We start from the raw sequence: 19,823 nt of genomic DNA on the forward strand, positions 1-19,823 counted from the left end.
GGCTCAGAGGCCGTACGCCTCCAGCAGGCGCAGCCACACCTCACTGATCGTCGGGAACGACGGGACCGCGTGCCACAGCCTCGACAGCGGGACCTCCCCGACGATCGCGATGGTCGCCGAGTGCAGCAGTTCGGACACGTCCTGCCCGACAAAGGTCGCGCCGAGGAGGACACCCCGTTCGGTGTCGACGACGATCCGCGCCTTGCCCGCGTAACCGTCCGCGTGCAGCGACGAACCGGCGACCGCGATGTCGATGTCGACGACGCGGTGCGGCTTGCCCTCCTCGGGTCCGGCGAGGCCGACCGAAGCCACCTCCGGGTCGGTGAAGACGACCTGCGGGATGGCGTGGTGATCGGCCGTGGCGCTGTGCGCGCTCCACGCGGCGGAATCGACCGGCTTGCCCGCCGCCTGCGCGGCCACGGCGTCCCCGGCGGCCCTGGCCGCGTACTTGCCCTGATGGGTCAGCGGCGCCCGGCCGGTGACGTCCCCGACGGCGAACAGCCAGTCACCGTCCACAGCGGACACACGTCCGTTGTCGTCCGTCTCGAGCGGCGCGCCGGCTTCGAGCCCGAGTGACTCCACGCCGAGTCCGTCGGTCGCCGGGCGGCGGCCGGTGGCGACGAGCAGTTCGTCGACGACCAACCGGTCACCGCCCTTCAACGCCAATTCCTTGCCACCGTCCACTGCGGACACGGAGTCGAGGCCGGAGCCGGTGTGCACGGTGACCCCGGCTTCGCGGAGCCCCGCGATGACGGCGTCACCCGCGAAGTCCGGCAGCCGCGGCAAGGGACGCGCCCCCGAGATGATCAGGTGGACTTCGGCGCCGAGCGTGGCGAAGGCCTGCGCCATTTCGACTCCGACGACACCGCCGCCCAGTACGCCGAGGCGGCCCGGAACCTTCTCGGCCGAAGTCGCCTCTCGCGAACCCCACGGGGAAATGGTGTCCAGTCCGGGGATCGACGGCGTCCGCGGCACACTGCCCGTGGCGACCATCACGGCGTGCCGCGCGGTGAGCACGTCACCGCCGTCGACCGTGACCTTCCGCTCACCGGTGATCCGGCCGTGCCCGCGGATCGGGACGATCCCGACGCCTTCGGCCCACTTGACCTGTCCGGTGTCGTCTCCCTTGCCGGTGAACCAGTCCCGCCGCGCGAACACCTCCGCCGGGTCGACCGCGTCGCCCACCGGGACGCCGGGGACCCGCTTGGCGGCGGCGAGGAGGTTCCCCGGCCGCAGCAGTGCCTTGCTCGGAATGCAGGCCCAGTAAGAGCATTCGCCGCCGAAGCGTTCGTGCTCGACGAGCGCGACCCGGAGTCCGCCGCGTGCTGCCCGTTCGGCGGCGACCTCGCCGACGGGGCCGCCTCCGATCACGATCACGTCAAAAGTCTGTGCTGACATGCATTCAGCGCACACCACCGCGCAGCTTCGCGCAACCTGCCGCTATCCTCGTGTCGCTGCGTGAGTCATCAGCCGCGGGTTCAGGTTGCACCGTGCCGGTTACGCAGTAGAACGATCGAGCGCGGGAGGTTTTTCATGGCCAGGAACACTGCTGTGCATTTGCTGGATGATCTGACCGGCGAGGCGGCCGAAGAAACGGTCGCTTTCGCTTTGGACGGAATCGCTTACGACATCGACCTTTCGGCCGACAACGCCACCGCACTCCGGGGAATCCTGCGTGCCTTTGTGGAAAACGGCCGACGGATCGGTGGACGGAAACTGCGGCCGCGGGTCGTGCAGCGACCCAAGGGCGCACGGGTGTCGAAGTCGACCCCGAAGACCACGGCCACCGCCGCGAAGGCCGAGGCGAAGTCGGCCGCGAAGCCGGGCCGCAAGCCCGCCGCGAAGGGTGTCGCCGGCCGCAAGCCCGCCGCCGCCAAGGCCGCTCCCAAGACCACCGGCGCGAAGACCACCGCCGCCAAGGCGGAGGCCAAGGCTCCCGCCAAGACCACGGCGAAAGCCACCGCTGCCAAGGCGAAGACGGCCCGCGGCACGGCGGCGAAGGCCACCACGGCGAAGGCTCCGGCCGGTCGCGCGAAGACCGCCGCCGCGACCAAGGCCACGGCCAAGGCAGCGCCGAAGGCCGCGGCCAAGACGACAGCGGCCAAGACCGCTCCGAAGGCCGCCGCCGAGAAGACGACAGCGACCAAGACCGCGCCGAAGGCCGCCGCCAAGACGCCGGCGAAGAAGGCCTCGGAGCCGAAGAAGACCACGCGCGCCGCTCGCAAGGTGCCCGTCGTCACTTTCTCGGCCACCGAAAAGTAGTCGATAAACAAAAGGGGCTCCATTCGCTACTACGCGAATGGAGCCCCTTTTGTCGTCGTGACTGATTCGGGTCGTTCCACCGAACCGGATCATTCACGAGGCCGGACGTTGAGCCCCTTCCGAATGCCACTTCGGATACCCGTACCGCGTGTGCCGGAGCGAGCGGTGCCACTCCCGCTCCTCGGCCGAGGGCTTCCTGGTGGTGAGTTCACCCAGTTGCGCGACCGCCGCCACGCGGACCGCTGCCGTGACTTCGGCAACACCTTTGCGCAGGCCATGCTCGGCGAGCGACGCGACCGGGCTCCGGTGGGAGTCGAGCGGACGGGGATCCGCGGGCGCCGAAGTGAGGTACCGGCCGACCCGTTCGGCCGCGGTCGACACGAGCAACGTCGAATGCGCGAGCAAGCCCGTTCTCGTCCGGAACACGGCGAAACCGCACAGCTTCGCGTCACCGACGAACAGTCCCCGATCACCGAGCCGCGACGGCAGCCCGAGTTCGGCCACCGTCGCGGTCATCAGTTCCCCGAGCGCTTCGAGCGGCTTGACGGCTTTCGCCGACAGGCCGAGCCCGGGCAGGACGAGGGTGATGTTGAGATTGCCGGGATCGTGGAACACGGTGCCGCCGCCGCTGGCCCGGCGCAGCACCGGGACGCCGTCGCCCGCGCAGACGTCGGCCTTGACCTCACGTTCGATCTTCTGCCCCCGCCCCACGACCACAGCATCGGTGTTGCGCCAGATCCACAGGACCGGCGCCTCCGGGGCGGCACGCAGGAGGGCTTCGTCGAACGCGAGGTTGTCGGCCGGGTCGTCGAAGGAGGCGACGACTTCCGAGGGACCGATCACAGTGCTTTGAGTTCCTCCACGATCTCGCCCACCGACGATTTGGCGTCGCCGAAGAGCATGCTTGTCTTCGCATCGTAGAAGAGCTCGTTGTCGATGCCGGCGAAGCCCGAGCTCATCGAACGCTTGAGCACGATCACCGACCGGCTGTGGTTCACCTTGAGGATCGGCATCCCGTAGATGGGCGAGCCCGGATCGGTCTCCGCGGCCGGGTTCGTGACGTCGTTCGCGCCGATCACCAGCGCGACGTCGGTCTGGGCGAACTCGGAGTTGATCTCGTCCATTTCCTTGAGCTGCTCGTACGGGACGTCGGCCTCGGCTAGGAGCACGTTCATGTGCCCAGGCATCCGGCCCGCCACCGGGTGGATGGCGTAGGCGACCGTGATCCCCTTGGCCTCCAGCAGTTTCGCCATCTCGCGGACCACGTGCTGTGCCTGCGCGACGGCCATGCCGTAGCCGGGGACGACCACGACCTTGTTCGCGTACGCCATCTGGATCGCGGTGTCGGACGCGCTGGTGCTGCGGACCGGCCGGACCTCACCGGATCCACCGCTCGAAACCGCCGTGCCGCCACCGAACCCGCCGGCGACGATGGCCGGGATCGACCGGTTCATCGCCTTCGCCATCAGGTTCGTCAAGATCGAGCCCGAGGCGCCGACGATCATGCCCGCCACGATCAGCGCGGTGTTGTCGAGCGCGAGACCCATGGCCGCGGCCGACAATCCGGTGAGCGCGTTCAGCAGCGAGATGACGACCGGCATGTCCGCGCCGCCGATCGGCAGCACGACCACCACGCCGAGCACGCCCGCCGCGACCAGCAGGCCGATCATCAGCAGTTCGGCGTCACCGCCGGCGGCGATGACGACCGCGAGCACGATCGCGGCGATCAGCACCAGCGCGTTCACCGGCTGCTGCAGTTTGCCCAGGGTGATCGGGCGGCCGGAGATGAGTTCCTGCAGTTTCCCGAACGCGATGTTCGAGCCCCAGAAGGACACCGAACCGACGATCGCGGCGAACAACGACGCGATCGCGACGTACGCCGGCTCGTGCGCGTAGCCCTCGGTGGTGCGGAATTCGACCCACGCGATCAGCGCGACCGCCCCGCCGCCGACGCCGTTGAACAGCGCCACCATCTGGGGCATCGCGGTCATCTTCACCTTGCGCGCGGACGGCACGCCGACGACGACACCGATCGCGACGCCGAGCGCGATCAGCAGCCAGTTGCCCATCCCCGGTGTCAGCAGCGTCGCGATCACCGCGATGCCCATGCCGACCGCGGCGATCCAGTTGCCGCGTACCGCGGTGCGCGGACCGGTCAGCCCCATCAGGCCGTAGATGAACAACGCGAAGGAAAGGATGTAGAGGACGGCGATGAAGGTCGTCACTTGTCACCACCGTCTTCCGGCTTCTTCGCCTTGAACATCGAGAGCATCCGGTCGGTGACGAGGAAGCCGCCGACCACGTTGATCGTGCCGAAGGCGATCGCGATCACCAGCAGGATCTTGTTCAGTACGCCGTCGACCCCGAGGCCGAGCACGATCAGCCCGCCGAGCAGGACGATGCCGTGGATGGCGTTGGTGCCCGACATGAGCGGGGTGTGCAGCGTGTTGGGCACCTTGGAAATGACCGTGAAGCCCACGAATCCGGCGAGTACGAGGATCGCCAAACTGCCTACGAGCATCACTCGCCCCCTTCTTCTTTTCCGGCCACGCAGGCCCCGGCGACGATCTCGTCGGAAAAGTCGAGCGCGAGCTTGCCCTCCTTGTCGACGAGCAGTTCGAGCAACTCGGTGACGTTGCGCGCGTAGAGCTCGCTGGAATGCGCGGGCATCTCCGCGGCGAGGTTGAGCGGCGAGCAGATGGTGACGTCGTACTCGACGACCTCCTCGCCCGGTTTCGTCAGCTCGCAGTTGCCGCCGGACTCGCCGGCGAGGTCGACCACGACGCCACCGGCGGGCATTCCCTTCACCGCGTCGGCGGTGACGAGGACCGGTGCCCGGCGGCCGGGGACGAGCGCGGTGGTGATCACGACGTCGAACCTCGTGTTCGCCTCGGTGAGCCTGCGTTGCTGCTCGGCCTTTTCCTCGTCGGTCAGCTCGCGGGCGTACCCGCCTTCGCCGACCGCCTCGATACCGAGGTCGAGGAATTTCGCGCCGAGTGACTTGACCTGCTCGCCGACCTCGGGCCGCACGTCGTACCCGGTGGTCTGCGCGCCGAGCCGTTTCGCCGTCGCCAAGGCCTGCAAACCGGCGACACCCGCGCCGAGCACGAGTACCTTCGCCGGTGGCACCGTTCCGGCCGCGGTGGTGAGCATCGGGAAGAACCGGGTGAGTTTCTCCGCGGCCAGCAATACCGCGCGATAGCCCGCGACACTGCTCTGCGACGACAACGCGTCCATCGCCTGCGCGCGGGAGATCCGCGGGATCGCCTCGACGGCGAAGGCGCGGACGCCCGCCGACTCGAGCGCCGCTATCCCCTCCGGATCACCCCGTGGATTCAGGAAGCCGATGAGAATGGTGCCCTGCTTGAGCTTCGCGACTTCGGCCGCGCTCGGAGGCGCCACCTTCACCACGATGTCGGCATCCCACGGGTCGCCGATCACCGCGCCCGCCTGCTCGAAGGTCTCGTCGGCGAGCAGCGCGCCGGCGCCCGCGCCGGGCTCGACCACCACCCGCAGTCCGCGTCCGGAGACGCGCTCGATGAGCTTCGGTACCAGCGCGATGCGGCGTTCACCTTGTCCGGTTTCCCGGACAACACCGACCGTGAGCTGCTCGTTCCTTGCCGCCACAGGCGACCTCCTCGCTGGAGAGGACCACACGAACCCGCACTGTTTACCACGTCCGGCCGACAACTTTCCTGGCTGAACGTATCCGGACGGCATCTTTCCGTGACCTCGCTCATCACGATCGATCCAGCCATCGATCCAGGTGCGCGACGTCATACCGAGGACTCGTGAGGGTTTTGGGGTGACGGCGAGAGGGAGGCCGAACGTGGTGTGTCCAGGTGGTCGTGAGTGGCGTTTCGGGTTCTGGCCCGAGCCTGTATTTGCCTATCCACGGGAATCCGGGCTTGTCTCGCTGCCGTTGGGGTTCGTGCTGGGTGGTGTGAGCGGGGAGGGTTCCGGGCGAGACCGCAACGCCCTCTCGTCGATGGAGGAATCGGGACACTCACCGTCCCGATTCCTCCATCGCCGACATCCCGGCGCACGCTGAGCGCGCGAGACCGGCCTGGTCAGGCGTAGGTGAGCGAATACCGGTCCGTTCTAACCCGAAACGCCACTCACGACCCGCTGCGCCAGTTCGGCACGCCCAGAAAGATCAGCCGCAGCCGCCGTTCGGCCGTGCGCCCGATCTCGTCGTCCCGCGAAGGTGCCTCCAGCAACTCCAGCACCGTCGTGAGCATGGTCGTCACGATCAGGTCGGCGAGCAGGTGGAGATCTTCGGTGCTCCATTCGCGGAGATTGTCGAACCGCGCGAGGTCGACGGCGAGTTCGCTGACGAAGAGCTTGAGTTCGAAGGCGATCGCCTGCCGGACCGGTCCCGTGCCGCCGTAACGCTCGCGCGTGAGGAAATGGAAGTGGTCCTCGTGCGCCCGCACGTGCTCGCGCAGGATGCGCACGGACATTTTGATCATGTCGCTGTACGCGGCCGGTCTGGTGCGTGCCGGGCGGATCATCGTGCGCAGCGTGCGCATCGACTCCTCGACGAGCGCCACGCCCAGTTCGTCCATCGACGCGAAATGGCGGTAGAACGCCGTCGGCACGATTCCGGCCTGCTTCGCCACCTCGCGCAGGCTCAGCCCGGAGAACCCTCGTTCCGCCACCAGGTCCAGGGCAGCGTCCAACAGCGCCTGCCGTGTGCGCTGTTTGCGCTCCTGCCGGGAAACGGGCTCCGTTGTCACGACGGACAGCGTAATCGCCTGCGCGGTATCACCCACGTCACATCGCCCTCCTCTCGCGTTGACAAGCGCGACCATCGCCACTTCACTATTGAGTGTACAAGCGTTCACTGAATTTGGGAGAAGTGATGACGGCACTGGTACCACGCAGGGCCAGGCGGCTGGCTTCGCTGGCCGAGGCCCTGCTCACGCCCCATGGCATGGACCGCTACCTCGAACTCGTCGATCCGATGCTGGTCCGCCGCGAGATCCGTGGCCTGGTCACCGACGTCCGGCGGCAGACACCTGACACGGTCACGCTGACCATCCGGCCGAGCCGCGCCTGGCGGGGACACGTCGCGGGCCAGTACGTGCGGGTGACCGTCGAGATCGACGGCGTCCGCCGGACCCGCTGCTACTCACCCGCCGGTTCGGAGCACGACGGATCACTGGAACTGACCATCAAGGCCGACCCGCAGGGACTCGTCTCGCGGCACCTGAACCGCACGGTCACCATCGGTTCGGTGCTCGGTCTGTCCACTCCGGATGGTGAGTTCACCCTCCCGTCGCCGAGGCCCCGGCGGATCCTGCTGCTGAGCGGCGGGAGCGGGATCACGCCCGTCCTGTCGATGCTGCGCACGCTGGCGGACGAGAAGTACGAGGGCGATCTCGCCTTCCTGCACTACTCCAACACGGCCGAGGACGCGCTCTACCGCGTCGAGCTCGCCGAGCTCGCGCGCCGCCTGCCCGGCCTGCGGGTGGTACACGCGTTCACCCACGCCAAAACCGGTGGCGACCTGCACGGGTTCTTCTCGAAGGAGCACCTCGCCGAGGCCGCGCCGTGGTACCCCGAGGCCGAAACCTTCCTGTGCGGTCCGAAGCCGCTGATGGATTCGGTCCGCGAAGCCTTCGAGGCCGACGGCCTGGACGCACATCTGCACACCGAGGAGTTCACGCCGCCGGCGCTCACCTTCGACACCGAGAACGCCGAGGGACAGGTGCGGTTCGCGCACAGCGGCCGCGAGTTCGCCAACTCCGGGAAACCGTTGCTGGAGCAGGCCGAAGAGGCGGGGCTCAGCCCGGAACACGGCTGCCGGATGGGCATCTGCTTCTCCTGCACGCAGATCAAGACCTCCGGCTGCGTGCGCAACGCCAAGACCGGTGAGACCTCCAGCGAAGAGAACGAAGAGATCCAGCTCTGCATCTCCGTCCCGGTCGGGGACGTCGAGATCAACGCTTAGAAAGGAGCCAGTCATGACCGGCTTGCAGGACAAGCTCACCCCGGCCCAGATCGAAAGTTTCGGCCGCGAACTGGACGAGATGCGGCAGCGGATCGTCGCCGATCTCGGCCAGGTCGACGTCGACTACATCCACAACGTCATCAAGACCCAGCGCGCGCTCGAGGTCGCCGGCCGCGGGCTGCTGTTCGCCGGGTTCTTCCCGCCGGCGTGGGTCGCCGGGGTGACCGCGCTCTCAGTGGCGAAGATCCTCGACAACATGGAGATCGGCCACAACGTCATGCACGGCCAGTACGACTGGACGCGCGACCCGGCGCTGAGCTCGCAGAAATTCGAATGGGACACCGTCGCGCCGTCGGAGAACTGGCGCCACTCCCACAACTACATCCACCACACGTACACGAACATCCTCGACAAGGACCGCGACATCGGTTACGGCGTCCTGCGGATGGACCCGGCGCAGAAGTGGAACCCGTACTACCTGGGCAACCCCGTGTACGCGACGTTGCTCGCGCTGTTCTTCCAGTGGGGCGTCATGCTGCACGATCTCGAGTTCGACCGCGTCGTCAAGGGCGAGCGCAAGTGGTCGGACAACAAGGAGGTCGGTCTGAAGATGCTCAAGAAGGCCGGTCGCCAGGTCGGCAAGGACTACGTGCTGTTCCCGCTGCTGACCGGTCCGCTCGCGCCGCTGACCTTCCTCGGCAACGCCACCGCGAACCTGACCCGCAACCTGTGGGCGTTCTCGATCATCTTCTGCGGGCACTTCCCCGCCGACGTCGAGAGCTTCACCGAGGAGGAGACCGAGGACGAGTCGCGGGGCCAGTGGTACCTGCGGCAGATCCTCGGCTCGGCGAACATCACCGGCGGCAAGCTCTTCCACATCATGACCGGGAACCTCTCGCACCAGATCGAGCACCACCTGTTCCCGGACATCCCGGCGCGCCGCTACCCGCAGATCGCGGGCGAGGTGCGGGCGATCTGCGAGAAGTACGGTCTGCCCTACAACACCGGTCCCCTGCGCAAGCAGCTGTTCTCGGTGGCCAGGAAGATCGTGAAACTGGCCCTGCCGTGGAACGGTGAACCCCGCACTCCGGCTACCGTGGAGAGCGACAAGACCCTCCGAGCGGCTTAAGGTGTCTGACATGGTCGGTCAGTTCGAAACCACCAAGGACGTGGTCCAAGAGGTCACCGAGTCCGCGGCCACCCACATCGGCAACATCGCGACGATCATCACCGGCGCGATCCGGGACATCGCCCGCGAGACCGGCGATTGGCTGACGGACGTCATCGAGATGCGTGAGGCGTCCCAGCGGGCGCAGGCCGACGACACCCGCGAAGACTAGGTGTCGGACGGCCGCCCGGTGAGACGACCCGGCGCGGCGAAGATTACGGAAAACCGGATGGGCACGAGGCGGGTGGGCACGGCAGGCTGAAGCCGTGATCACCCGCCTCGCCCCGCCCCGGTTCGCCGGTCGCGTCCTCAGCGCACAGCTGAGCGGCGCGTACTGGGCCGAGCTGGCGTGGGTGATCATCGGCGCGCCGCTGACGCTGGTGTTCATGGCGCTCGTCGTCGTCGGGTTGTTCCTCGGGATCGGGCTGAGCCTGCTCACCATCGGGCTGCCGGTGCTCATCGGGGTCCTGGCGGGCGCGCGGCTGATCGGCGCCGCCCACATCGGCCTGGCGCGTGTCCTGCTCGGGACGACCGTCACCCCGCCGGCCCGGCCCGAGTTGCGGCCGGGGCTCTGGAACGGTGTCAAAGGGCGCCTCGGGGATCCGATGGGCTGGCGGTCGATCGCCTACCTGGCGATCCGGCTGCCGCTGTCGCTGATCGAGCTCTTCCTGGTCGCGTCCCTGTTCGTGTACGCCGTGAGCACGCTGATCTATCCGCTGTTCTGGTTCACCCTGGACGGCGACGCCATGCCGGCGTTCGACCTGCGCGTCGACACCTGGCCCCTCACCCTGCCGCTCGCCCTCACCGGGCTGACCGTGCTGCTGGCGATGCCGTGGGTGGTCCACGGCCTCGCCGAATTCGACCGTCTGCTGGTGCGCGGGATGCTCGGCGCCGAGGACCTCTCCAAACGTGTGCGCGACCTCGAACGCACACGCGCGACCGCGGTCGACGACGCGACGCGGCGGCTGCGCCGGATCGAACGCGACCTGCACGACGGCGCGCAGGCCCAGCTGGTCGCACTGGCGATGAAGCTCGGCATCGCGAAGGACGAACTCGCGGGCGGCGGCGACATCGACCAGGTCACCGCCCTGGTCACCGCCGCGCACGCCAACGCGAAACAGGCTCTGGTCGAACTGCGCGACCTCGCCCGCGGCATCCATCCCGCCGCCCTCGACGCCGGTCTCGACGTCGCACTGTCCACTTTGGCCGCGGGCTCGGGCATCGACGCGCGGATCACCGTGGACCTGCCGAGCAGGCCGTCGCCGTCACTCGAGACCATCGCCTACTTCACCGTCGCCGAGCTGCTGACCAATGCCGCCAAGCACACTTCCGCCGCGATCGAGGTCGACGTGGGTATCGTCGGCGACAGCTTGCGGCTCGTCGTGTGTGACGGCGGCGAAGGCGGGGCCCGGCTGGAACACGGCGGCGGGCTCGCCGGGATCGCCGAGCGGCTCGCGACGGTGGACGGCGGGCTCGACATCGACAGCCCGCCGGGCGGGCCTACGGTGATCAGCGCGGAAATACCATTACGGAAATAGGACTATGGGGGGCGGCGTGCGCGTCGTGATCGCGGAGGATTCGGCCATCCTCCGGGCGGGGCTCGTCGAACTGCTGAACCTTCGGGGGCACGAGGTCGTCGCGGCCGTCGCCGACGGCGAAAGCCTGTGCGCGGCGGTTCGCGAACACCGGCCGGACGTGTCCATTGTGGATATCCGGATGCCGCCGACGCATACCGACGAAGGACTTCGCGCGTCGATCGCGTTGCGCGCGGAACTTCCCGGATGCGCGATCCTGCTGTTCTCGCAGTACGTCGAGACGCAGTACGCGACGGAGCTCTTGGCCGACCGCGCGGGCGGCGTCGGCTACCTGCTGAAGGACCGCGTCGCGGAGGTTTCGGACTTCCTCGACGCGCTTCGGCGGGTCGCCGACGGAGAGACTGTGCTCGACCCGGAAGTGGTCAGCCAGCTGTTCACCGCCACCCGGAAGACGGACGCGCTCGCCGGACTGACCCCGCGGGAGCGTGAGGTGCTGGGGTTGATGGCCGAGGGACGGTCGAACTCGGCCATCGCGGCGGCGCTGTTCCTCTCGGCGGGCTCGGTGGAGAAGTACGTGTCGAGCATCTTCGGGAAGCTGGCGCTGCCCCAGTCCGAAGGGGACAACCGGCGGGTTCTCGCCGTGCTCCGGTACCTGGAGTCCTAGGCCGGTTCCACCGGGACCCCGGCCACCTCCGGCAAGCACAGTTGCACCCACGCGACGTCCCGCCAGGCCCCGTGCTTGTACCCGATCCGCCGATAGGTCCCCACCGGCTCGAATCCCAGCGCGCGATGCAGCCCGGCGCTCGCGTCGTTCGGCAGCACCATTCCCGCGCAGAAGTTCCGGAAGCCGCGAGACGCCAGCTTGTCCAGCAGCGCTTGATAGAGCGCGCGTCCGCCACCGGTCCGCCGTCGGCCGAGCTCCAGATAGATGCTGACCTCGCAAGACCAGCGATAGGAAGGTCGGCCGCTGAAGGGGCCTCCGTAGGCGTAGCCGGTGACACGGCCTTCGTCGTCTTCGAGCACGAGCCATGCGTGCGATCGCTGCGCCTTGGCGATGCGTTCGGTCATCTCGTCCGGTTTGGGCGGCTCGGTCTCGAACGAGATCACCGTGTCGGTGACATACGGCGCGTAGATTTCCGCGCACGCCGCCGCGTCGGCTTCCGTCGCTTCCCTGATCACCATGGCGACCATAGTAACCGAATTGACCACTATAGTGAGCACCATGCCGGATTCCTTGTCCGCGTCGCTCGCCGCGACGCTCCAGTCCGCGAGACTCGACCAGAACCTTTCGGCCAACGCCCTCGCCGAGATGTCGGGGGTGTCCAGGGCGATGATCGGCAAGATCGAACGCGGCGAGGCGCAGCCGACGGCCGTCCTGCTCAGCAGACTTTCGTCCGCCCTCGGGATGACGTTGTCCGAGTTGATCGCGCGCGCCGAACACGGCGACCGCCGCCTCGTACGCGTGGCCGATCAGCCGACCTGGACCGACCCGGACACCGGATATGTGCGCCGCGCGGTGTCACCTTCGCTCGGCGGGCCGCTCGAACTGGTCGAGGTCGTGCTGCCCGCGGGCGCCGAGGTCGCCTTCCCCGCCCACACCTATGCGCTGACCCACCACCAGATCTGGGTACTCGACGGCCATCTGCGGTTCCGCGAGGGCGACGTCGAGCACGAACTCGACGCTGGAGACTGCCTACAGCTCGGCACTCCGCAGCAGTGCGCCTACGTCAACCCGACCGGGGAGCCGGTCCGATATCTGGTCGCGCTCGCGCGGCGGCACGCCTGATACTCGGGTCATGGAGCACCGCGCCCTCGCGTACGTCGCGGCGAAAGCACGCGGCGGGTACGAGGCCGGGCTGCCGGTGACCCTGCACTTCCATCCGGACAGGTCCACAGTGGACGGACGTCCGTTGCTGGAAGCGATGGCGGAGGACGGATTCTACCGCAACCAGTTCGAAACCGGGACGAGCAACGGAGGACTGACCGCGTATCCCGGCGGAGATCGCTGGCATTGGGAGAGCCGGATGTTCGGCGGCGTCTACGACGGCGCGCCGCCCGCGGAACGGCCGAAGTACGGCGCCTTGAACTTCCGTCGCCGCGCGGGCGGCGGCGCGCCGAGATTCGGCTCGGCCCACTTCCGGATGGCCGCGCACACCGTGGACAGGACGACGTTCTGCTACCCGGACAGTGTGCTGGCGCCCCGGGATTTCGGCCACGGCACCAGGGTTTCCGCACTGATCGCCTTGGCGGAGCAAGACGACACCGATCTCCTCGACGACTACATCGAGGCACACGTCCACGGCCCGGTCGATCTCACGAAGGACGTCGAAGCTCTCGTCCTCGACCCGAGTCACCGCGGCACCGACGTCGAGAAGGCCGCGTCACGACTCGGCTGCCCGGTCGAATGGCATCCGGGTTTCCGCCTGTCGACCGAAGAACTCGAACGGCACCCCGGATACCGCGGGGCCGAATTCGTCGAACTCGGCCTGACACTGGCCGAAGACGGCTACCTCGATCCCCGTGTCCTCGGCGAAGCCCGCCACCACGACCAGCAGGCCCTCAAACGCGTCTGGCACTACGTCGCGCGCTTCGGGGCACTACCGTAAGAGCATGTATTCCACGGAGATCGAGGTGCGCACCGGCAGCGTGGCCGTGGTGCACGACCTGACCAAGGACGCCGAGACCTTCCTGCGCGACGCGGACGCCGAAGACGGGATCCTGCACGTCTTCGTCCCGCACGCGACATCCGGGCTGGCGATCCTCGAGACCGGCGCCGGCAGCGACGAAGACCTGCTCGCGGCGCTCGACGACCTGCTCCCCCGCGACGGCCGCTGGCGGCACCAGCACGGCAGTCCCGGTCACGGCCGTGACCACGTCCTGCCCGCGCTGTTGCCGCCGTTCGCGACGATCCCGGTGCTCGGCGGAGTGATGACGCTGGGCACCTGGCAATCGGTCTGCCTAGTGGACACCAACCTGGACAACCCGGTCCGGCGTGTCCGTTTCAGTCTGCTCGAGGGCTGACCGGGCCGGCCACAGCGCGAGTAGCAGTCCCGCCGCGAGCAATCCGGTGAGCACCCACACCCCGGTCGTGACATCCGGCGCGCCGGGCACGCCCTGCAGCAGGCTCCGGAGTCCTTCCGCGGAGAACCGGAACGGCGTCCAGGACCACAGCACCGCGCGGTACGCGGGGTGCAGCAGTTCCGGCACCTGTCCCGCGACGGCGGGCGCGACCAGGTACAGCGGGCCGAGGATCGCCATCGCCCGTACGCCGAGCAGTCGCAGCAGGCCGGTCTGCAGGGCCGCGAACGCGATCGAGGCCAGGAAAAGGAAGCCGAGGACGTCCCAACCGAGCGGAAGCGACGAGTCCCACAGCTTCAGGAACCCGGTCAGGACGCCGGTGACCAGGATCCCCGCCGAAACGATCTGCGTGAAGCGCGCGGCGACTCCCGCGTCCCGGCCGATCCGCCGTCCGGCCAGGATCAGCACGGCACCCGCGGCCAGGCAGCCGACCCAAGCCAGCGCGCTCAAAGCGAGCGGCGCGACCCGGCCCGCCGCACTGGCGGGCTGCAGCGTTTCGACCTTGGGCGTCCCACCCAGCGCCTGCGCGGCGCCGGTCAGCACCTGTTGCGCGATCTGCGTTCCGGACGGGTTCACCGCCCCGGAGACCACGACCGTCGACGGAAGTTCGAGAACTCCGTAGACCTCCTTGTCCTCCAACAGTTTCCGGCCTTCCTCGGGAGAGGTCACCCGCCATGAGACCTGTCCTCCGCCATGGGACGCGATCCCCTTCGCGGCCGCCTGGAGCGGTCCCGGGGGCGCGGCCACGGCGATGGGGAGACCGTCGGGCGCGATGGTGGCCTGCGCGCCGAAGGTGAGAAAGCCGAGTACGGCGGCGACCAGCGCACCGGCCACCGCGGCGAGTAAGGCGAACGCCCCGGCGGGGCGATGGCTCTGGGTAGGCATGACCGTCCTCCATTTATTCATCTCACGTTGAATTAGCCGCCAAGGTAGGCGGCCGCGCCACGGAAGTCAACAGACGTTGAATAAGCTCACCGGTACCGTCGACCGCGTGACTACTCCGCACCGGCTCGTGCTGTGGGACATCGACCAGACCCTTGTGGACCTGCGCGGCGTCGGTGCCGCCTGGTACACGACCGCGCTCGCCGAGGTCGCGGGCGTCGAACTGCGGGCGCTGCCGAACTTCGGCGGCCGCACCGAACGCGCCATCAGCGCGGACATCCTGACCTCGCACGGCGTCGAGCCCACCGAGGAGAACGTGCGCAAGCTCTGGCTCGCGCTGATCGCGGTCTCCGAAAGCCACGCCCCGACGCTGTCCACCAGTGGCAGGGCACTTCCGGGCGCCAAAGACGCGTTGAACGCCTTCGCCACGCACGGCGGCGTCGTGCAGACGCTGGTCACCGGCAACCTTCCGGAGATCTCCGTGCACAAGCTGACCGCCTTCGGCCTGCACGAGCACGTGGACTTCGAGATCGGCGGCTACGGCTCGCTCTCGGCGCACCGGCCCGATCTGGTGCCCGCCGCCGTCGGCCACGCTTCGGCGAAACACGGCACGGAGTTCGCGCCGGCGTCGGTCGTCGTCATCGGCGACACCCCGGACGACGTGCGGGCCGCGCTCGACAACGGCGCCGTCGCGGTGGCCGTGGCGACCGGGCGGTTCAGCGCCGAGGAACTGGCCGACGCGGGCGCGCACACCGTGCTCGGCGACCTGTCCGACCTGGCAGCGGTCCGTGCGGCCGTGCTCAGGGACGCCGGCTGAACGCGGTCTAAACTCGGTCCATGGCATACCCAGGCGGCAACGGCTGGCCGGAGCGACCACAACAGCCCGATCAGCGGCAACCCCCACCGCATGGGTATCCGCCCCAGGGTTATCAGCAGCAGGGTTTCCAGCAGTTCCCGCAGCAGACCTACCAGGGTTTCTCTCCGGAACCGCCGAAGAAGGGCAAGAAAGGCCTGTGGATCGGCCTGGGCGCGCTCGTCGTGGTCATCGCCGTCGCGTCCACGCTGTTCTTCGTCCTGCGTGACGGCGAAGATCCGCGGCCGGAGCCCACTCCACCGCCCGCGGCCGCCTCCGCGTCGAACCCTCCGTCGACCTCCCAGAGCGGCGACGCCCCGCAGGACAACAAGGTTCCGTCCAAGACGCTGGGCTGGCAAGGAATCGTCTCCAGACAGGACAAGACGGCATACGACCTGCCCCCGACGGGCTGGGAGACCAAGCCGGGATACGTCACCGGGAACACCGAGCGCGAGTTCAAGATGGTGATCCGCGAGGCGATGAGGTACAAGCTCGGCGCCTGCCCCGACCTCAGCGGTTCGAACCGGGGAATGGTCGGTTTCGCCACCGCGGATCAGATCCCCGTCGAGAACGCCGCCAGAGGCGCTGTCCGGCTCTGGATCCAGTCCGCCACCGGCAAGGCCGACGTGCCGCTGCCTGAACTCAAGCAGCTCCCCATCGCCGGGGGCACGATCCAGGCACTCAGCTCCACCGCCTCGTTCACCCCGAGCGAAGGCGAAGGCTGCCGGGCGCCGAGCGTGAAGGTCACTTCGGCGGCCTTCAAGGTCGGTGAGCAGACCGTCTGCTTCGTGATGGTCCTCGATCAGGGCACCCCGGACGCCCTGTCCGAAGCGGACGCGCAAATGATCCTCGCGAGTTTGAGGCCACAGCAATGACCGGTCCCGGTGGGCGCGACGACGAACCTCGGCCGTGGTTCGTCGATCCGCTCACCGGGCAGTCGCTCGAAACCGAAGCCGAACGGACGGCGCCGCTTCCGGTCATCCGGGACCTCGCCCCGCCGCGCCGTCGCTTCCGTCTCGGGCCGGTGCTGGGTGCTCTCGGCCTGGCCGTCGTCATCGCCGTCGGCACGACGGCCACCTACCAGGCCAAGACGGCGGCCCCGCCGCCGTCCGCCCACGATCTCGTCCTGCCCGATCCGGTGGGGCCCACCCGGATCAAACCCGTGATCGCGGGCTGGCAACCCGTGCTGTCCGACGATCACCCACTCGTCTACGACGTTCCGCCGGGCTGGAAGATCGAAGAGCCCGACGTCGCCGTCGGGTACGAGACACCGGCCGGCGACCTCGTCACCCTGCAGGGTGTCGCCCGGTACCGCCGCGACTTCTGCCCCGCCGCCGCACTCTCGGCGCGGGCGATGGCGGGGTTCACCACCATCGACGAGGGCGAGGTCGGCGGTATCGCCCAAGCTGCCGAGGAAACGATCCTGCGGTGGGCCGAAGCGGCGTACGGGCGGTCCACAAAGGCCGAAGTCGGCGAGGCCGGGCCGGTGCCGGTCCTCGACGGCGGCACGACCGCCCACGCCGTGACCACCACCGTCGTCCCCGCCGCGGACGGACCGTGTCCCGCCCCGTCGGTCGCGATCACCGCGATCGCCCTCCCGTTGGACGCCCTGCCCGGATCCGGCCGCTATCACGTCCTTCTGGTGCTGGCGGACCAGGAGATCCCCGGCCCGGTAGCCAGGGACGTCGTCCTCAAGATGGGTGAAAGCATCCGTCGCGAGTAGCACTCCCCTAAGGGAAATATGGGTCCCCTGCCGGATGTGGCCGACGGGCGCCCGCACCTACCTTGGTTCCATGTCAAAAGGGGGAAGCGGGACGGCCGCGCCGGGCCGGACGCACAAGATCGCCACGGTGCTGAAGCAGCGGTTGCCTTTCACCACCCTCGTCACGGTGACCATGCTCGCGCTCGCCTTGGCCACGGGCGCGCTCTGGTCGGCCGCCGAGGATCGCGCGGTGTACCCGTACGTCGCGTACGGGCTGCCGTCGCTCGAAGCGGGCCGGTGGTGGACCTTGTTGACCGGACCGCTGTTCGCGGTCGTCCCGCTGTACTACCTGCCGATGGTGCTCAGCTTCGCGTTGTTCGCCGGGTTCGCGGAATGGCGGCTCGGCACGCGGCGGGCGATGGCCGTCACCATCGGTGGCCAGTTCGTCAGCGTGCTGGTGGCGGTCCAATTTTTGGCATTGAGTCGCAACTCCGGCTGGGAATGGGCGGAACGGGTCGCGGGCAGCCTCGACGTCGGGTTCTCCGGCGGCGCGCTCGCCGCGGTCGCGGTCGCCAGCGCCACCCTGCGCCCGCCGTGGCGGCTGCGGTTGCGCGCCGGATTGTGCGTCTACGCCGGGATCGCGATCATCTTCGTCGGCACGCTCGCCGACCTCGTGCATTTCTTCGCCCTCGTCCTCGCCCTGCCGTTCGGGCGCAAGTTCCTCGGTACCGAGAACTCCTCGCGCGAACGGAGGCCGAGTCTGCGCGAGTGGCGGTTCTACGTGGTGGCCGGTCTGCTGGTGCTGACCGTCGCCGAACTGGTGATGTCCTTCGTACCGGGCAACGGCCCCTTCGGTTCGTCCGAAGAGCTTTCGCTGTCCACGTGGGAAGTCGTCGTCCTGTGCCTGATCGTGGTGCCGATCATGAACGGCCTGCGCAAGGGCAGCCAGGTCGCCTGGTGGTGCGCGATGGTCCTGACGTCGTTCGTCATCCTCCAGGTGATGGTCTACGGCGGAGTGCTCACGTTGGCGGAGATCTTCGGTGAAGACGCCGGCTTGGTGGATCCGCCGCTGTTCTTCGTGGACAACCTGCTGTGGACGGTCGAGTTCGCGCTGCTGATCTCCGCGCGAGGCGCCTTCCGGGTGCCGTCGCGGCGGAAGCGCCGCCGTCTCGGCCGGATGGGCAACCCCGCGCTGGCCCGCACGCTGCTCAGCCGTCACGGTGGAAGCACGCTTTCGTGGATGACGACCTGGCCGCAGAACTCGTACTTCGTGGCCGCCGACGGCAAGTCCTACCTCGCCTACCGCCGCCACGCCGGGGTCGCCATCGCCCTCGGCGACCCGATCGCCCCGGACGGCGCCGCCGACCGGACGATCGCCGAGTTCATCACGATGTGCGAGAACACCGGTCTCGTGCCGTGCCTGTTCTCCGCCACCGGCGACACCACCGCCAAAACCGCGGAACTCGGCTGGAAACAGGTCCAGGTCGCCGAGGACACCCTGATCGAACTGGAAACGCTGGAGTTCCGCGGCAAGCGCTGGCAGGACGTGCGGACCGCGCTCAACCGCGCCACCAAGGACGGCATCGAGTTCCGGCTCGTCCGGCTCGCCGACCAGCCGCGCGCGGTGATCTCGCAGGTGCGCGCCATCTCCGAGGAGTGGATCAGCGACAAGGGCATGCCGGAAATGGGCTTCACCCTCGGCGGGGTCGACGAGGCGATGGACCCCGAGACCCGCGTAGGGCTCGCGGTCGACGGGGACGGGGTGGTCCACGGCGTGACGTCGTGGCTGCCGGTGTACACCGGCGCGGGCGCGATCGGCGGCTGGACACTCGACGTCATGCGCAAACGCGCCGACGGATTCCGCCCGTCGATGGAGTTCCTGATCGCGTCGTCGTGCCTGGCCTTCCGCGAGGAAGGCGCGAAGTTCGTTTCGCTGTCCGGTGCGCCGCTGGCGAGCTCCGGTGAACCCGCGCACGCCGTCGAGCGGGTGCTCGACGCGCTCGGCACGATGATGGAGCCGTTCTACGGCTTCCGTTCACTGCACGCGTTCAAGGCGAAGTTCCAGCCACGCCACGTCCCGCTGTACCTCGCGTTCCGCGACGAGGCGGATCTGCCGCGGATCGGGATCGCGCTCGGCCGGGCCTACCTGCCGAACACCGGACTGCTGCGGCTGGCGAAGCTCGCGCGCTCCGGCAAGAAGCCTCAGCGCCTGGTCGCGAACGCGCAGCCGCGAACGACTTCCTCGCTGGCTTCACAGTAGAAGGGCCTTAGCGGACTGCCATGCCGCGTGGGGGGGGGGGGGGGGGGGGGGGGGGGGGGGGGGGGGGGGGGGGGGGGGGAAACGAAGAAGGCGGGGGAGAGAAGGCACTTCCCCATTGCCCCCCACC

The 19,823-nt window shown here is 68.7% G+C and carries 21 protein-coding genes; 13 read left to right on the plus strand and 8 right to left on the minus strand.

Translation table 11 applies throughout. From position 1 onward, the window contains the following. Positions 1–3: 3 nt before the first annotated feature. Positions 4–1,377: a dihydrolipoyl dehydrogenase family protein gene (locus ACZ6DT_RS31345; protein WP_465602119.1), complete on the minus strand. Its 1,374-nt coding sequence runs from the start codon at positions 1,375–1,377 to the stop codon at positions 4–6. A gap of 156 nt (positions 1,378–1,533) precedes the next feature. Between ACZ6DT_RS31345 and ACZ6DT_RS31350 the strand changes: the two genes are divergently transcribed. Next, positions 1,534–2,262 carry an Lsr2 dimerization domain-containing protein gene (locus ACZ6DT_RS31350; protein WP_465602120.1) on the plus strand — a complete coding sequence of 243 codons (729 nt, stop codon included), beginning with the start codon at positions 1,534–1,536 and terminating at the stop codon, positions 2,260–2,262. 93 nt (positions 2,263–2,355) lie between these two features. On the opposite strand, the gene ACZ6DT_RS31355 is transcribed toward ACZ6DT_RS31350, so the two are convergent. The 5 genes from ACZ6DT_RS31355 to ACZ6DT_RS31375 all read right to left on the minus strand — a co-directional run bounded on the left by ACZ6DT_RS31355 (position 2,356) and on the right by ACZ6DT_RS31375 (position 7,037). Continuing rightward, entirely contained in the window at positions 2,356–3,105 is a 750-nt protein-coding gene (locus tag ACZ6DT_RS31355) for a lipoate--protein ligase family protein (RefSeq protein WP_465602121.1), read from the minus strand. Beyond that, positions 3,102–4,487: an NAD(P)(+) transhydrogenase (Re/Si-specific) subunit beta gene (locus tag ACZ6DT_RS31360; RefSeq protein WP_465602123.1), complete on the minus strand. Its 1,386-nt coding sequence runs from the start codon at positions 4,485–4,487 to the stop codon at positions 3,102–3,104. Before ACZ6DT_RS31360 ends, ACZ6DT_RS31355 begins: the two co-directional genes overlap by 4 nt. Further along, positions 4,484–4,783: an NAD(P) transhydrogenase subunit alpha part 2 gene (locus tag ACZ6DT_RS31365; protein ID WP_007032801.1), complete on the minus strand. Its 300-nt coding sequence runs from the start codon at positions 4,781–4,783 to the stop codon at positions 4,484–4,486. The genes ACZ6DT_RS31360 and ACZ6DT_RS31365 overlap by 4 nt, the downstream gene beginning before the upstream one ends. Continuing rightward, entirely contained in the window at positions 4,783–5,889 is a 1,107-nt protein-coding gene (locus ACZ6DT_RS31370) for a Re/Si-specific NAD(P)(+) transhydrogenase subunit alpha (protein WP_465602124.1), read from the minus strand. Before ACZ6DT_RS31370 ends, ACZ6DT_RS31365 begins: the two co-directional genes overlap by 1 nt. Positions 5,890–6,380: 491 nt before the next feature. Then, positions 6,381–7,037, minus strand: coding sequence for a TetR family transcriptional regulator (locus tag ACZ6DT_RS31375; protein ID WP_465602125.1), 657 nt, complete (start codon positions 7,035–7,037; stop codon positions 6,381–6,383). A gap of 89 nt (positions 7,038–7,126) precedes the next feature. Between ACZ6DT_RS31375 and ACZ6DT_RS31380 the strand changes: the two genes are divergently transcribed. From ACZ6DT_RS31380 to ACZ6DT_RS31400, 5 genes are all read left to right on the plus strand, one after another. Next, entirely contained in the window at positions 7,127–8,218 is a 1,092-nt protein-coding gene (locus ACZ6DT_RS31380) for a ferredoxin reductase (RefSeq protein WP_465602127.1), read from the plus strand. A 13-nt stretch (positions 8,219–8,231) separates the two neighbouring features. Beyond that, positions 8,232–9,347 carry a fatty acid desaturase family protein gene (locus ACZ6DT_RS31385; protein ID WP_465602128.1) on the plus strand — a complete coding sequence of 372 codons (1,116 nt, stop codon included), beginning with the start codon at positions 8,232–8,234 and terminating at the stop codon, positions 9,345–9,347. Between the two features lie 10 nt (positions 9,348–9,357). Beyond that, the gene (locus ACZ6DT_RS31390; protein WP_465602130.1) at positions 9,358–9,558 is read left to right on the plus strand and encodes a hypothetical protein; all 201 of its coding nucleotides are present in this window, start codon (positions 9,358–9,360) and stop codon (positions 9,556–9,558) included. Positions 9,559–9,652: 94 nt separating this feature from the next. After that, positions 9,653–10,924 carry a sensor histidine kinase gene (locus tag ACZ6DT_RS31395; protein WP_465602132.1) on the plus strand — a complete coding sequence of 424 codons (1,272 nt, stop codon included), beginning with the start codon at positions 9,653–9,655 and terminating at the stop codon, positions 10,922–10,924. A 16-nt stretch (positions 10,925–10,940) separates the two neighbouring features. Continuing rightward, positions 10,941–11,585: a response regulator transcription factor gene (locus ACZ6DT_RS31400; RefSeq protein ID WP_020630492.1), complete on the plus strand. Its 645-nt coding sequence runs from the start codon at positions 10,941–10,943 to the stop codon at positions 11,583–11,585. Here ACZ6DT_RS31400 and ACZ6DT_RS31405 read toward each other — a convergent pair. Further along, complete coding sequence (locus ACZ6DT_RS31405) at positions 11,582–12,112, minus strand: GNAT family N-acetyltransferase (protein WP_465602346.1); 531 nt, start codon at positions 12,110–12,112, stop codon at positions 11,582–11,584. The two genes, ACZ6DT_RS31400 and ACZ6DT_RS31405, sit on opposite strands and share 4 nt — an antisense overlap. A gap of 31 nt (positions 12,113–12,143) precedes the next feature. On the opposite strand from ACZ6DT_RS31405, the gene ACZ6DT_RS31410 reads away from it, so the two are divergent. The 3 genes from ACZ6DT_RS31410 to ACZ6DT_RS31420 are packed head-to-tail and all read left to right on the plus strand — an operon-like array spanning position 12,144 to position 13,942. Then, positions 12,144–12,707: a helix-turn-helix domain-containing protein gene (locus ACZ6DT_RS31410; protein WP_465602134.1), complete on the plus strand. Its 564-nt coding sequence runs from the start codon at positions 12,144–12,146 to the stop codon at positions 12,705–12,707. Positions 12,708–12,717: 10 nt separating this feature from the next. Further along, positions 12,718–13,527 (plus strand): DUF3626 domain-containing protein, encoded by an 810-nt coding sequence (locus ACZ6DT_RS31415; RefSeq protein ID WP_465602135.1) that lies wholly within the window; start codon positions 12,718–12,720, stop codon positions 13,525–13,527. 4 nt (positions 13,528–13,531) lie between these two features. Continuing rightward, positions 13,532–13,942, plus strand: coding sequence for a secondary thiamine-phosphate synthase enzyme YjbQ (locus ACZ6DT_RS31420; protein WP_465602136.1), 411 nt, complete (start codon positions 13,532–13,534; stop codon positions 13,940–13,942). Here ACZ6DT_RS31420 and ACZ6DT_RS31425 read toward each other — a convergent pair. Further along, positions 13,880–14,884, minus strand: coding sequence for an ABC transporter permease (locus ACZ6DT_RS31425; RefSeq protein ID WP_465602137.1), 1,005 nt, complete (start codon positions 14,882–14,884; stop codon positions 13,880–13,882). The genes ACZ6DT_RS31420 and ACZ6DT_RS31425 overlap by 63 nt on opposite strands. 127 nt (positions 14,885–15,011) lie before the next feature. Here ACZ6DT_RS31425 and ACZ6DT_RS31430 point away from each other — a divergent pair, with 127 nt between their 5' ends. The 4 genes from ACZ6DT_RS31430 to ACZ6DT_RS31445 all read left to right on the plus strand — a co-directional run bounded on the left by ACZ6DT_RS31430 (position 15,012) and on the right by ACZ6DT_RS31445 (position 19,696). Further along, positions 15,012–15,698 carry an HAD hydrolase-like protein gene (locus ACZ6DT_RS31430; protein ID WP_465602347.1) on the plus strand — a complete coding sequence of 229 codons (687 nt, stop codon included), beginning with the start codon at positions 15,012–15,014 and terminating at the stop codon, positions 15,696–15,698. Between the two features lie 20 nt (positions 15,699–15,718). Further along, on the plus strand, positions 15,719–16,609 hold the full coding sequence (locus ACZ6DT_RS31435) for a DUF8017 domain-containing protein (RefSeq protein WP_465602139.1): 891 nt from the start codon (positions 15,719–15,721) through the stop codon (positions 16,607–16,609). Next, positions 16,606–17,457, plus strand: a complete 852-nt coding sequence (locus ACZ6DT_RS31440) for a DUF8017 domain-containing protein (RefSeq protein ID WP_465602140.1) — start codon at positions 16,606–16,608, stop codon at positions 17,455–17,457. The genes ACZ6DT_RS31435 and ACZ6DT_RS31440 overlap by 4 nt, the downstream gene beginning before the upstream one ends. Before the next feature lie 70 nt (positions 17,458–17,527). Continuing rightward, positions 17,528–19,696 (plus strand): bifunctional lysylphosphatidylglycerol flippase/synthetase MprF, encoded by a 2,169-nt coding sequence (locus ACZ6DT_RS31445; protein WP_465602141.1) that lies wholly within the window; start codon positions 17,528–17,530, stop codon positions 19,694–19,696. Positions 19,697–19,823: the final 127 nt, after the last annotated feature.

Source organism: Amycolatopsis sp. NPDC041971 (assembly GCF_055588925.1).

Excerpts from the sequence above, each read along its gene's own strand:
- ACZ6DT_RS31350 (WP_465602120.1), top strand. The coding sequence starts at position 1,534 with ATGGCCAGGAACACTGCTGTGCATTTGCTGGATGATCTGACCGGCGAG.
- ACZ6DT_RS31365 (WP_007032801.1), bottom strand. The coding sequence starts at position 4,783 with ATGCTCGTAGGCAGTTTGGCGATCCTCGTACTCGCCGGATTCGTGGGC.
- ACZ6DT_RS31380 (WP_465602127.1), top strand. The coding sequence starts at position 7,127 with ATGACGGCACTGGTACCACGCAGGGCCAGGCGGCTGGCTTCGCTGGCC.
- ACZ6DT_RS31385 (WP_465602128.1), top strand. The coding sequence starts at position 8,232 with ATGACCGGCTTGCAGGACAAGCTCACCCCGGCCCAGATCGAAAGTTTC.
- ACZ6DT_RS31390 (WP_465602130.1), top strand. The coding sequence starts at position 9,358 with ATGGTCGGTCAGTTCGAAACCACCAAGGACGTGGTCCAAGAGGTCACC.
- ACZ6DT_RS31405 (WP_465602346.1), bottom strand. The coding sequence starts at position 12,112 with ATGGTCGCCATGGTGATCAGGGAAGCGACGGAAGCCGACGCGGCGGCG.
- ACZ6DT_RS31410 (WP_465602134.1), top strand. The coding sequence starts at position 12,144 with ATGCCGGATTCCTTGTCCGCGTCGCTCGCCGCGACGCTCCAGTCCGCG.
- ACZ6DT_RS31415 (WP_465602135.1), top strand. The coding sequence starts at position 12,718 with ATGGAGCACCGCGCCCTCGCGTACGTCGCGGCGAAAGCACGCGGCGGG.
- ACZ6DT_RS31420 (WP_465602136.1), top strand. The coding sequence starts at position 13,532 with ATGTATTCCACGGAGATCGAGGTGCGCACCGGCAGCGTGGCCGTGGTG.
- ACZ6DT_RS31425 (WP_465602137.1), bottom strand. The coding sequence starts at position 14,884 with ATGCCTACCCAGAGCCATCGCCCCGCCGGGGCGTTCGCCTTACTCGCC.
- ACZ6DT_RS31435 (WP_465602139.1), top strand. The coding sequence starts at position 15,719 with ATGGCATACCCAGGCGGCAACGGCTGGCCGGAGCGACCACAACAGCCC.
- ACZ6DT_RS31440 (WP_465602140.1), top strand. The coding sequence starts at position 16,606 with ATGACCGGTCCCGGTGGGCGCGACGACGAACCTCGGCCGTGGTTCGTC.
- ACZ6DT_RS31445 (WP_465602141.1), top strand. The coding sequence starts at position 17,528 with ATGTCAAAAGGGGGAAGCGGGACGGCCGCGCCGGGCCGGACGCACAAG.